Origin of the sequence: Bartonella sp. AA56HLJMS (assembly GCF_042197145.1) — a bacterium.
GTDB lineage: Bacteria > Pseudomonadota > Alphaproteobacteria > Rhizobiales > Rhizobiaceae > Bartonella.
In genome coordinates, this window is sequence record NZ_JBHIRL010000006.1 from 36,291 (window position 1) to 49,450 (window position 13,160).

12 protein-coding genes are annotated in these 13,160 nt (G+C 39.2%); all 12 read left to right on the plus strand.

The window, feature by feature from the left end; genetic code table 11:
- The first annotated feature begins 38 nt into the window (after positions 1-38).
- A complete protein-coding gene (locus ACFINI_RS04530; protein ID WP_375646404.1) occupies positions 39-1,163 on the plus strand; it encodes a PhoH family protein in 1,125 nt (374 codons plus the stop codon).
- Positions 1,160-1,627: an rRNA maturation RNase YbeY gene (gene ybeY / locus ACFINI_RS04535; RefSeq protein WP_375646299.1), complete on the plus strand. Its 468-nt coding sequence runs from the start codon at positions 1,160-1,162 to the stop codon at positions 1,625-1,627. The genes ACFINI_RS04530 and ybeY overlap by 4 nt, the downstream gene beginning before the upstream one ends.
- Before the next feature lie 109 nt (positions 1,628-1,736).
- Positions 1,737-2,762, plus strand: a complete 1,026-nt coding sequence (locus tag ACFINI_RS04540) for a hemolysin family protein (protein ID WP_375611808.1) — start codon at positions 1,737-1,739, stop codon at positions 2,760-2,762.
- On the plus strand, positions 2,725-4,359 hold the full coding sequence (lnt, locus tag ACFINI_RS04545; protein WP_375646303.1) for an apolipoprotein N-acyltransferase: 1,635 nt from the start codon (positions 2,725-2,727) through the stop codon (positions 4,357-4,359). The genes ACFINI_RS04540 and lnt overlap by 38 nt, the downstream gene beginning before the upstream one ends.
- A 148-nt stretch (positions 4,360-4,507) precedes the next feature.
- On the plus strand, positions 4,508-4,921 hold the full coding sequence (locus tag ACFINI_RS04550) for a helix-turn-helix domain-containing protein (protein ID WP_375611810.1): 414 nt from the start codon (positions 4,508-4,510) through the stop codon (positions 4,919-4,921).
- A gap of 130 nt (positions 4,922-5,051) precedes the next feature.
- Positions 5,052-6,320 (plus strand): methionine adenosyltransferase, encoded by a 1,269-nt coding sequence (gene metK, locus ACFINI_RS04555; protein ID WP_375613312.1) that lies wholly within the window; start codon positions 5,052-5,054, stop codon positions 6,318-6,320.
- Positions 6,317-7,018, plus strand: coding sequence for a tRNA (guanine(46)-N(7))-methyltransferase TrmB (locus ACFINI_RS04560; RefSeq protein WP_375611812.1), 702 nt, complete (start codon positions 6,317-6,319; stop codon positions 7,016-7,018). The genes metK and ACFINI_RS04560 overlap by 4 nt, the downstream gene beginning before the upstream one ends.
- 127 nt (positions 7,019-7,145) lie before the next feature.
- Positions 7,146-7,796: a ribosome maturation factor RimP gene (rimP, locus tag ACFINI_RS04565; protein ID WP_375630010.1), complete on the plus strand. Its 651-nt coding sequence runs from the start codon at positions 7,146-7,148 to the stop codon at positions 7,794-7,796.
- A 47-nt stretch (positions 7,797-7,843) separates the two neighbouring features.
- Positions 7,844-9,475: a transcription termination factor NusA gene (gene nusA, locus ACFINI_RS04570; protein WP_375639482.1), complete on the plus strand. Its 1,632-nt coding sequence runs from the start codon at positions 7,844-7,846 to the stop codon at positions 9,473-9,475.
- Positions 9,476-10,111: an RNA-binding protein gene (locus ACFINI_RS04575; protein WP_375630008.1), complete on the plus strand. Its 636-nt coding sequence runs from the start codon at positions 9,476-9,478 to the stop codon at positions 10,109-10,111.
- Entirely contained in the window at positions 10,108-12,627 is a 2,520-nt protein-coding gene (infB, locus tag ACFINI_RS04580; protein WP_375630007.1) for a translation initiation factor IF-2, read from the plus strand. The genes ACFINI_RS04575 and infB overlap by 4 nt, the downstream gene beginning before the upstream one ends.
- Positions 12,628-12,748: 121 nt before the next feature.
- A complete protein-coding gene (rbfA, locus tag ACFINI_RS04585; RefSeq protein ID WP_375639986.1) occupies positions 12,749-13,156 on the plus strand; it encodes a 30S ribosome-binding factor RbfA in 408 nt (135 codons plus the stop codon).
- The last annotated feature ends 4 nt before the right edge of the window (positions 13,157-13,160 follow it).

Genomic DNA, 13,160 nt, shown 5'->3' on the forward strand with positions numbered 1-13,160 from the left:
ACAAAATGTGCAATATTTATGTAAATATGGAGAATAGGCTGAAAGCTTCAACCGAAAAAATAAAGCGTATTAAAGAAAAAGTAAATATGTCCCTTGAAAAGGCTGATCCCTTGAAACAAACAAGCGCTTCAGATGTGAGCCAAGTTGTTTTGATTTTCGAAAATAATAAATATGCAAAAGCAGTTTTTGGTAAATTTGACGAAAATCTCGCTTATATCGAAAAAAAACTCGAACTTAGTATTCATCCGCGTGGTAATGAAGTCTTAATCCGTGGAAATATTTCTGTTATAAAACGTGCGCAATATGCATTGCAGCAGCTTTATGAACGTGCCAAAACACATCAAGAGCTCACTTTATCAGATATAAAAGGAGCGATTGCTATGGCAAATATACCAAAGAAGCAGGAAGAAGACACAATAACACACAAATCTGCAACGAAACGTATAGCAGCTCGGTTGAGTACCCATAAAAAAATAATTCATGCAAGAACTCCAACACAAGACGCTTACATAAGTGCTATGGAGCATACTGAACTTGTGTTTGGTGTAGGACCAGCAGGAACAGGAAAAACGTATCTTGCTGTTGCTCATGCTGCAATGCTTCTAGAACGTGGTATCATTGAGCGAATTATTCTCTCACGTCCAGCTGTTGAAGCTGGAGAACATCTTGGTTTTCTTCCCGGTGATCTCAAAGAAAAAGTCGACCCATATTTACGACCACTTTATGATGCTCTTTATGATATGATGCCCGCTGAAAAAATAGAACGCATTTTAGCCTCTGGTGTCATAGAAATTGCTCCTCTCGCCTTTATGCGCGGACGAACACTTGCCCATGCTGCTGTTATTCTTGATGAGGCACAAAATACTACGCCCATGCAAATGAAAATGTTCCTCACACGTCTTGGAGAAGGAACACGTATGATTGTTACCGGTGACGTAAGCCAAATTGATTTGCCTACAGGGCAAAAATCAGGTCTCATTGAAGCAATTCGCATTCTTTCAAATGTAGAAAATATTGCAATTGTGCATTTTGATGAAAAAGATGTTGTACGCCACCCACTTGTTGCTGCTATCGTTCGTGCTTATGATTGTGATTCCGAAATACAAAATAAAAAAAAATCATTCGCATGCGATGCATTAAAAAATGAATTTGATTCATCATGATTATTATTGATATAATGATTAAAAGCGCAGGGTGGAATGATGAGAAAATGCTTTATAATATCACTGAAAAAGCATTAATGGCAACTATGCATCATGTTTCATTGGAAAATGTTGTAAGCGAGATTAGCCTGCTTTTTACGGATGATGAACATATGGCACAAATCAATGCACAATGGCGCAACAAAAACAAATCTACTAATGTATTATCCTTTCCTGCTTTTCCACTTAAAGTTGGAAATCGACCTGGTCCCATACTCGGTGATATTATTATTGCCCGAGAAACTGTTGTTTTCGAAGCAGAGAAAGAAGGAAAAACATTTCAAGACCATTTAATACATATGATTGTTCATGGTATCTTGCATCTGCTTGGTTATGACCATGAAACTGATGATGAAGCATATAAAATGGAAAAGCTCGAAAGAGAAATTCTTCAAAAGCTTTCCATAAAAGATCCTTACGCATAATTGTCTATCAATGATAAAATTTAACTTTTAAAATCAATATTACCAGCATACCATTTAAAGCCTCTTATTTATCTATTATAAAAAAGAAAGTCTAGAAGATTTCAAAACCATGGCAAACAAAATAAATGCACAAAATAATAATCAAGCATCTTCTAATAATGAAAAAGACCCCTCTCAGCAGACGAATCATACAGAAAAATATTCCCTGATGAATCATTTGTTTTCATTCTTACGGGGTCGAAATTGTGCATCTACGTCACTGCGCGATGATCTTACCGTTGCACTCACGACTAACAATGAAAAAGATGCCGCCCTCTTCTCACCTGAAGAACGTACTATGCTGCATAACATTTTACGCTTACGTGAAGCACGCGTGGATGATGTTATGATACCTCGTTCTGAAATCGAAGCATTAGAAATAAACACCTCTCTTGGAGAAACCCTTAAATGTTTTGCAAAAATTGGTCATTCTCGTATCCCCGTTTATGCTGAAACTTTAGATGATCCGCGCGGCATGATCCATATCCGCGATATTCTTAACTACATCACTCGCTTTATTATCAACCCAACAAAAACCGAACAAAAATCCGATTTGCTTCAATTAAACCATACAGACTTGCATACTCCAATCGGTGAATTGGATTTGATCCGAACAGTTCTCTTTGTTCCCAGTTCTATGCTTGCAAGCAAATTATTAACACGGATGCAAACTACACGAACTCAAATGGCTTTAGTTATTGATGAACATGGAGGAACAGATGGTCTCGTTTCAATGGAAGATATTGTTGAGTTAGTCGTTGGGGATATCGAAGATGAACATGATAATGTCGACAATGCTATCGTACGTGAACCAAATAATAAATGGCTCGTTGATGCAAGAACTGAACTAGAAGATGTGGAGAAAGCTCTTGGTCCTGATTTTATCGTAGGGGAATATGGTGATGAAGTTGATACTATTGGTGGTTTGATCGTCTCAATTCTTGATCGCATTCCTGCTAAAGGTGAAATTGTCGAAGCTGTACCTGGCTATAGATTTCGTATTTTAGAAGCTGATAAACGCCGGATTAAACGATTGCGCATTTTTCGCATTCCCAAAAATGAGAATCTTGAGAACAATGCCATCCCTAAAGAATAGTCCAGCATTTTTAAGCAATTTCATCGTTTTTTTGTTCTCTGTTACAGGCTGGAAGCGCCAAGCATGGATATTTCTGTGTGGTGCTCTTACTTCTTTTGCACTTCCACCCTTTTATTTAACACCTCTTTGCTTTTTAACTTTCCCTCTCTTTATTGTTTTACTTGACTCAATACGGGCCACCAAAAACAATAAAAAACATTTTTTTACTTACGCTTTAAGCTGTGGAACCTTTGGTTTTAGTTATTTTATTTGCGGCCTTTGGTGGCTATGCAATGCTTTGTTAACAGATCCAGATTCTTTTGGTTGGGCAGTCCCATTAGCCATTTTATTCCCTCCACTCTACCTTTCTCTTTATTGGTTTTTTTCTGGTTTCATTGTCGGTTTATTATGGACAAAAGGAATAGCACGCTTTTTTGTTTTAGCCTTTGCATTAGGATTATCCGAGTGGTTGCGTGCGTTTTTATTCACAGGATTTCCATGGAATTCTCTTGGCTATACAGCCATGCCAACCCCAATGTTCATGCAATCTGATGCAATCGTAGGACTTTACGGAATGAATATTCTTGCTGTCTTAGCCTACAGTTTGCCAACTGTTTTATTAACGGATGAAAAAAAGAAAGTGGCACTTTCTCTTTGCTTATCACTTATATTCATTCACTGTGGTTTTGGGTTTTATCGTCTTCATACTATAGAAAACACAACTGAAGATCAAAAAAGTGCTTATTGGGTGCGCATTGTTCAACCGTCCATCCAACAAAATATAAAATTGCGTGATAATACACGAGAATCTATGTTGGAAGCACATATGAAGCTAAGTGCAACGCCAACAACCGATCAAAATTCAGAACCCGATTTTATCGTATGGCCTGAAGCTTCCGTTCCTTACCTTCTCTATGATAATTCATCTATCACAATGCGCATTGCCTCTCTTTTAAAACCTAAACAATGGGCTATTGTTGGAGCAATACGCGCCAGCAATGATCTACCTCATTCCCAAACACAATATTTTAATACAATTTCAGTCATTAATGCTCAAGGTAATATTTTAAATACTTCCGATAAACTTCATTTGGTTCCTTTTGGTGAGTATCTTCCTTATCAGAGTTTATTGAAAAAAATTGGATTGCGTACCCTTGCTGATAATATTGGTGGATATAGTGCTGCAAGTGTGCGCAAAATTGTTACAATGCCAAACGGATTTTCTTATCTACCCTTGATTTGTTATGAAGCAATATTTCCCCATGAAATGACTTTCAAAGGCTCCCCGCCTCAAGCAATTATTAATATTACAAATGATGCATGGTTTGGTGTAACACCTGGACCCTATCAACATCTTCAACAAGCACAGCTTCGTGCCGTTGAACTGGGAATCCCCCTCATACGGGCCGCCAATAATGGCATATCAGCTGTTATTGATTCTTATGGACGAATCGTTGTAGCTCTTCGACAAAATGCTGTGGGCATTATTGATTCACAAGTTCCATCATCCATTACCCCTATAGGAAGCAATGAATACAGAACTTTCTCTACTTTTATCTTATTCATCCTTATGCTATTGTGTCGTATTGGTTTTGGTTTTACAAAACAGCTTAAATGATTCAAGTGCCCTTTGTACGGTATTGTGTTGCGTGTACCAGTGATATTGGGAAAAAATATTACATATTGTTTTAATTATATGATAAATCAACTGCGCATAAATATGATGTTGGTTTAGAAGAAAAATGCTGGAAATAAAGAGTTGCATTATGACCGAAACTAGAAAAAAACCTGACCCTATAGATATCTATGTTGGAACTCGTATCCGTTTACGTCGTAATATTTTAGGACTCACTCAAGAGAAACTAGGTGAAAAATTAGGAATTACTTTTCAGCAAATCCAAAAATATGAAAAAGGAACAAACCGTATTGGTGCCAGCCGTCTTCAAGCGATAGCGGAAATTATGGATGTTCCTGTTTCTTACTTTTTTGATAAAGGTATTACCTCCCAACAAGTAGAGGGTTTTGCTGAAAGTGAACACAATTTTATAGACTTTTGTTCTAGCAGCGAAGGGATTCAGCTCATGCGCGCTTTTACAAATATATCTGATGCTAAAGTGCGTCGAAAAATTATTGACTTGGCAAAAGCACTTTCTGAGGAAGATTTGACAAATAAGTTATAAATTAAAATTATATCTTTTCTCTTTTATTCATATACATTTGCATTGACTATTTGCTGTAGAATTAGCAAATGGTGACGGCTTTAGTAAGCAATTGATTAAATCGTTGGTTTTCTTTTTTGAAGGAGTTCCTATGCCGCATCAAGATTATCTTTTTACGAGCGAATCGGTATCGGAAGGACATCCTGATAAAATTTGTGATCGTATTTCCGATGAAATCGTTGATATGATCTATAAAGAAGCTGAAAAGACTGGCACTGATCCATGGTTAGTACGCGTTGCCTGTGAAACTCTCGTCAGTGTCAACCGTGTTGTTATCGCTGGTGAAGTACGTGTTCCCGATACGCTATTAAAAAAAGATAAAAATAAAGAATTCATCTATGATGAAACTAGCTTTCCACTCATTAATCCTACACGTTTTCGTACAGCAGCGCGCCGTGCTATTCGTACCATTGGCTATGAACAAGCAGGCTTCCATTGGAAAACTGTTAAAATTGATGTTCTTTTGCGCCCACAATCAGCTGATATAGCAAGAGGGGTTGATAATGCTACGGATCGGCATGGTGAAGAAGGAGCGGGTGATCAAGGTATCATGTTTGGATATGCTTGCCGTGAAACACCTGATCTCATGCCTGCGCCAATTTATTATGCGCATAAAATTCTCAAACTTCTTGCCGCAGCTCGTCATAAAGGAGAGGGAGAAACTGGAAAATTAGGACCAGATGCTAAAAGCCAAATAACCATACGTTATAAAAATGGAAAACCAATAGAGGTCACATCCATTGTTCTTTCAACGCAGCATCTTGATGAAAGCTGGGATTCGAATAAAGTACGTACAGTGGTTGAGCCTTACATTCGCCAAGCTTTACATGACATTCCCATTGCAGCTCAATGCAGTTGGTATATTAACCCAACAGGAAAATTTGTCATTGGAGGCCCTCAAAGCGATGCCGGATTAACGGGACGCAAAATTATTGTGGATACTTATGGAGGTGCAGCACCCCATGGAGGCGGTGCTTTTTCAGGAAAAGATACAACAAAAGTTGATCGTTCTGCTGCCTATGCGGCACGCTATCTGGCTAAGAATATTGTTGCTGCTCATTTAGCAGAAAGATGCACCATTCAACTCTCCTATGCAATTGGTATTGCACAACCTTTATCTATTTATCTTAATCTTCATGGAACAGGAAAAGTCGATGAAAAGGTTATTGAAGAAGCCATCCGCAAAATAATGGACCTTTCACCTACCGGCATTCGAAAACATCTTGACCTCAATAAACCTATTTATGCGAAAACAGCTGCCTATGGTCACTTTGGTCGTAAACCAAAACACGATGGTTCGTTTTCATGGGAAAAAACTGATCTCGTGAAAACGCTTCAAACAATGATCCAAATCCCATGATTAAACATAATATACGTAAGAGTGAAGCATTTTTTGGACGCCGACAAGGAAAACAACTTCGAGACAGTCAGCTTACACGTATACAAATGCTTCTCCCCAGTTTGAATATTGATTTAAATGTCCCTCCTCCCTTAAACCTTACATCCTTATTTTCAAGCAAAGTAAGAGAAATTCGACTTGAAATCGGTTTTGGTGGAGGTGAACATTTACTTCATGAAATGGAATATTTTCCAAAAACCGGTTTTATCGGCGTCGAGCCCTTTATCAATGGCATGGCAAAAATATTATCGTCTCTTGAACAGCATCAAAACCATCAAAATCGTCTTCGCCTCTATAATGATGATGCTACACGCCTTCTTGATTGGCTCCCTGATAACTCGCTTGATGGAATAGACCTCTTCTATCCTGATCCTTGGCCGAAAAAGAAACACTGGAAACGACGCTTCATCAACATAAAAAATCTTAACCGTTTTGCTCGTGTTCTTAAAATAGGGAAATTTTTGCGCTTTGCTAGCGATATAGACAGTTATGTAAACTGGACTTTGTACCATTGTGCACAACATGATCACTTTGAATGGAAAGCAGAAAGCCCTCAAGACTGGAAACTCCCTTATCCACTATGGAGCGGAACCCGCTATGAAGCAAAAGCTTTACGCGAAGGACGAACGCCTGCCTATCTTACCTTTATCAAGAAATAAATGATCAAGCGCTTTTCTCATAAACAACTTGAAAAATTTTGAATTTAAGAGTATCAATAGTTAAATTCTTGGTCTTATGATGAAGAGTGGGCCGTTGGACCCGCTCTTTTTTAATATCATAAAACTGATGAAACTAACTTGGATAAAATGTATGAACGAAGCTGAAAAAATAAGCAATCTTGACGAACCGCGCCTATTTGAAGAAGATGGTATCGAAGCACAGGTTGCTGCTCTTGTCATACCACTACTTAAACCTTTAGGTTTTCGTTTGGTTCGTGTGAAACTTCTTGGTCAAAATGGTTTAACACTTCAAATTATGGTTGAGCGTGCCGATGGTTCTATGACCATAGAAGATTGTGAAACTGTTAGTCGAACAGTTTCTCCCCTCCTTGATGTACAAAATGTTATTGAACGCAAATATCATTTAGAAATCTCATCACCTGGAATTGATCGTCCATTGGTAAGAAAATCTGATTTTTTTCATTGGCAAGGGCATCTTGCAAAAATTGAAACCAAAATAACAATTGATGGGCGCCGAAAATTTCGTGGGACACTTACAAATATCACGCAAGATGGATTTATTTTAAACACTGATAAAGCTGCTTATGGAGAAGCCATGTATACCCCTATTTCCTTTTGTGATATCATAAATGCGCATTTAGTGCTTACCGATGAGCTTATTCGCGATGCATTGAAACAAAATAAAGATTTAAGTCAACAATTCATTGCCGAAGAGAACGCTAACGACTCTATACAGACGCTCAATTTCAAAAAATAATATCACTGGGAAATACCCATCGTGTGGCACAAAGAAGGAGAAAATTGATGGCTACAAGCGCTAACAGGCTTGAGATTCTGCAAATTGCAGATGCTGTTGCACGTGAAAAGTCAATCGACCGTGAAATTGTCATTTCTGCGATGGCTGATGCTATTCAAAAAGCAGCACGTTCTCGTTATGGTCAAGAAACCAATATTCGTGCTGAAATCAATTCTAAAACAGGTGAAATTAAATTACAGCGCCTGCTTAAAATCGTTGATGTCGTTGAAGACTATACAACGGAAATTACTTTGTCTGATGCTCTCAAACGTCAAGCAGAAGCAAAAATTGGTGATTTTTTTGCTGATCTTTTACCTCCTATGGATTTTGGACGTATCGCAGCACAATCTGCTAAACAGGTTATTGTACAAAAAGTACGCGATGCAGAGCGCGATCAGCAATATGAAGAATTCAAAAATAAAGTTGGTGAAATTATTTCTGGTACAGTTAAGCGTGTGGAATATGGTAACGTCATCGTTGATCTAGGGCGCGGTGAAGCTATTGTTCGCCGTGATGAATTAATTCCTCGTGAATCATTCCGCTATGGAGATCGCATTCGTGCTTTTGTCAATGATGTACACCGTGAAACGCGTGGTCCGCAAATTTTCCTTTCACGCACACATCCCCAATTTATGGTAAAACTTTTCACTATGGAAGTACCAGAAATTTATGATGGTATTATAGAAATCAAATCTGTTGCTCGTGATCCAGGTTCACGGGCTAAAATCGCCGTTGTTTCACGTGATGGTTCCATTGATCCTGTTGGAGCGTGCGTTGGAATGCGAGGAAGTCGTGTACAAGCTGTTGTTGCTGAATTACAAGGCGAAAAAATTGATATTATTCCTTGGTCGCCTGATGCGGCAACATTTGTCGTTAATGCACTGCAACCTGCTGAAGTTTCTAAAATCATCCTTGATGAAGATGCTGAACGGATTGAAGTTATTGTGCCAGATGATCAACTTAGCCTTGCTATTGGACGACGTGGGCAAAATGTTCGCTTGGCTTCGCAACTAACAGGATGGAACATTGATATTTTAACGGAAAAGGAAGAATCTGAAAATCGTCAAAAAGAATTTACTGAACGGAGTAAATTGTTTATGGAAGCCTTAGAGGTTGACGAAATGATCGGACAGGTTATGGCATCAGAGGGTTTTTCTTCTATTGAAGAAATCGCCTATATTGATCTTGAAGAAATCGCTTCTATTGATGGTTTTGACCATGATACCGCCGCTGAAATCCAAAGTCGTGCCCGCGAATATCTTGATCATCAAGAAAAAGAACTTGATGAAAAACGCAAAAAGCTTGGAGTTTCTGACGAATTGCGAACACTTCCTGGAATGACAAGTGCTATGTTGGTTGCTGTAGGTGAAGATGGTGTAAAAACAATAGAAGACTTTGCTGGCTATGCCGTTGATGATTTAGCTGGTTGGAGAGAACGTAAAGAAGGTCAAACACAGAATTTTTCTGGTATTTTAACCCCTTTTGACATTACACGCGCAGATGCAGAAGCTATGGTTTTAGCCGCACGTGTACAAGCAGGCTGGATAGACCAAGCTGATCTTGTTACAGAAAGTCCTGTAGAAGATGAAAATTCTGCAGAAAATGAAAAAACAGATGATTTGGATGTGGATACACTTTAAATGAACGAACGGACTTGCATTGTGACCCGAAAAAATGCTTCAGCACAAACGCTGATCCGTTTTGTTATTGGTCCCAATAACCAAATTGTTCCTGATCTTAAAGCGAATTTACCAGGGCGTGGCGTTTGGATTTCTGCCCATCACGCTGTTATTGAGAAAGCAATCAAACAGAAAGCTTTTCATAGAAATTTTAAAACAGATGTTGAGGTTGCACCAAATCTTGTGCATATTGTTGATACGCTTTTACTAAAAGCCGCTCTTTCAAGCCTTTCCATGGCACGAAAAGCGGGAGCAATTGTTATGGGAGCAACAAAGGTTGACGCTGCTATCCGCTCTGGTAAAGTTATTCTTGTACTTCATGCTAAAGAAGCAACAGAAGATGGGAAACGAAAAATTGCACAGGCCATCCATTCAATACAACAACAAACAAATCGGACTATAAAAACCATATCTTTATTTACAAGTGATGAAATGCGAGTGGCTTTTGGCTCTAATCCTGTAATGCACGCGGCCTTACTGGACACAAAAGCTGCTGAAGGATTTCTCAAAACAACATGTAAATTGATCAGCTATCGTGACGACAAGCATAGTAAGTCTAGTGAGATGACGGCACAAGCCGTGAAGGAAGTACAATGAGTGAAAATAACAACGACAAAACAACCGTCAAGAAGACACTAACTCTCAAGAGGTCTGTCTTGGAAACGAGCACGGTTAAACAAAATTTTAGTCATGGCCGTACGAAGGCTGTCGTTGTCGAAACCAAACGGCGTAAAATTACGCGACCTGATGAAAAAGCTGAAACCCTACAGCCCATTACAAAGCCGCATGTGGCCCCCCAGCGTTCTAAACCGCGTTTTGAGGGGAAAAAGCCTCAAGAATCTGTGACCAAAAGCAATCTTTCATCAACTGAAATGGAAGCGAGACTTCGCGCGTTAGAAGAAGCACATATCCAAGAAAAAATAACGCGAGAACAAGCCGAAGAAGAAGCAAGACGCGCTAAAGAGCGTGAAGAAATTTTACAGCAAGAAATTAAAGAAAAAGAAATACATCTCCAACAAGAAGAAGAAATATTGCCAGTACAGACTCCACCTGTTCCCCCTCTCATTGAACAGACAGATATTCCTATTGCGCCTAAACACACAACCGTGGTTGAAAAACGCAAAATAGATGACAATAAAGAGGAAGAACGGCATAGTCGACGTGCTAATCCTGCTAAGTCAGAAATACGTGTACCCAAAGTTGTCAAAGGAGCTGATGAGCGGAGACGTGGAAAGCTAACTCTGAATAGTGCACTGGATGAAGAAGGAACCGCACGTGGGCGCTCAATGGCTGCAATGCGGCGTAGACAGGAAAAGTTTAAGCGTGCACAAAATCAAGAACCAAGAGAAAAAATTTCTCGCGAAGTTGTTCTTCCTGAAACGATTACCATTCAAGAGCTCGCACAACGTATGACTGAGCGTTCTGTTGATGTGATTAAATTCTTGATGAAACAAGGACAAATGATGAAACCTGGCGATGTTATTGATGCAGATGTTGCCGAACTCATCGCTGTTGAATTTGGCCATACTGTTAAACGTGTTTTAGAATCTGACGTAGAAGAAGGTATTTTTAATATAATAGATAATCCTCAAAACATGCAGCAGCGCGCCCCTGTTGTAACCATTATGGGCCATGTTGACCACGGAAAAACTTCTCTTTTGGATGCTATTCGTAAAGCAAATGTTGTTTCTGGCGAAGCAGGAGGTATTACGCAGCATATTGGTGCCTATCAAGTAGAACAAAACGGTCAAAAAATTACCTTTATTGATACACCAGGTCATGCTGCATTTACCGCTATGCGTGCACGCGGAGCTCGTGTTACTGATATTGCTGTTCTCGTTGTAGCCGCTGATGATAGTGTTATGCCTCAAACGATTGAATCAATCAATCATGCGAAAGCTGCTGGTGTACCTATCATTGTTGCTATCAACAAAATTGATAAACCAGCTGCGAATGCACAAAAAGTGCGTACAGAACTTCTACAACATGAAGTGTTTGTTGAAACTATGGGCGGAGAAACTTTGGACGTTGAAGTTTCTGCTAAAACTGGTCAAAATCTTGATAAACTTCTCGAAGCTATCCTTCTTCAAGCTGAAATGCTTGATCTGAAAGCAGATCCTCAACGAACTGCAGAGGGCGTTATCATTGAAGCCAAATTGGATCGCGGACGTGGGTCTGTTGCAACAGTTCTTGTTCAAAAAGGTACATTACACCCTTCTGATATTATAGTTGCTGGAAATGAATGGGGTCGTGTACGTGCTTTGATTGACGACCATGGCCGCCATGTCAAAGAGGCCGTTCCCTCTACACCAATTGAAATTTTAGGCATGCAAGGAACACCACAAGCCGGAGATCGTTTTGCTGTTGTCACACATGAAGCAAAAGCGCGTGAAATTTCTGAATATCGGCAACGATTAGCACGTGATAAAGCTGTTGCGCGGCAAACTGGTTCGCGTGGTTCTCTTGAACAGATGATGACAAAATTGCAAACGACTGGTGTTAAGGATTTTTCTCTTATTATAAAAGGAGATGTTCAAGGATCAATTGAAGCAATCGCTTCAGCATTGGAAAAACTCGGAAATGACGAGGTTCGTGCGCGTATTGTACATTCTGGTGCTGGAGGAATTACCGAAAGTGATATTTCTCTTGCAGAAGCTTCTAACTCTGCTGTAATTGGCTTTAATGTTCGAGCCAATAAGCAGGCACGTGATTTTGCTAAAACACAAGGAATTGAAATTCGTTATTACAACATCATTTATGATCTTGTTGACGATATCAAGGCTGCTATGTCTGGATTACTCTCACCAGAACAGCGTGAAACTTTCCTTGGTAATGCTGAAATTCTAGAAGTCTTTAACATTACAAAAATTGGAAAAGTTGCAGGATGTCGTGTTACAGAAGGTAAAATAGAACGAGGAGCCGGTGTTCGCCTTATCCGCGATAATATCGTTATTCACGAAGGAAAGCTGAAAACACTCAAACGCTTTAAGGATGAAGTCAATGAAGTGCAAAGTGGTCAAGAATGTGGGATAGCCTTTGAAAATTATGAAGACATGCGTGCAGGAGACATCATTGAAACCTTCCGTATCGAACATATTAATCGCACATTATAAAATAATCCAATAACTTTACTCTGTTGTGAAATGAGAAAAGTTATTAGGTTTTATACACAATATCTCTTTTTCCTTATCTAAATGGTCAAAAAAGAGATCTTGTAGCAAGGATAAAACTTTGATGAAAAATGCAGGGACATCACAACGGCAACTTAGAGTAGCAGAGCAAGTACGTCATGCAATAGCGCATATATTACAGCGTGATATTTTGCTTGATGATATCTTAAAAGATATTGTTATTTCTGTCTCTGAAGTACGCATGTCACCAGATTTAAAAATTGCTACTTGCTTTGTATCACCTCTCAGCACTCTTAAAAATGCTTCTCATACCGATGTTGTTGATACCCTCAATAAACATAGTCGTTTTCTCCGTGGAGAAATCAGTCATGCGTTGCGACAAATGAAATATATGCCAGAACTGCGTTTCCGACTTGATAATAGTTTTGATAATTTTTCAAAAATTGATGCCCTCCTTCGCTCGCCTGAGGTTGCGCGCGATCTTCACCATAGTGATACAGATGAGGATTAAAGAT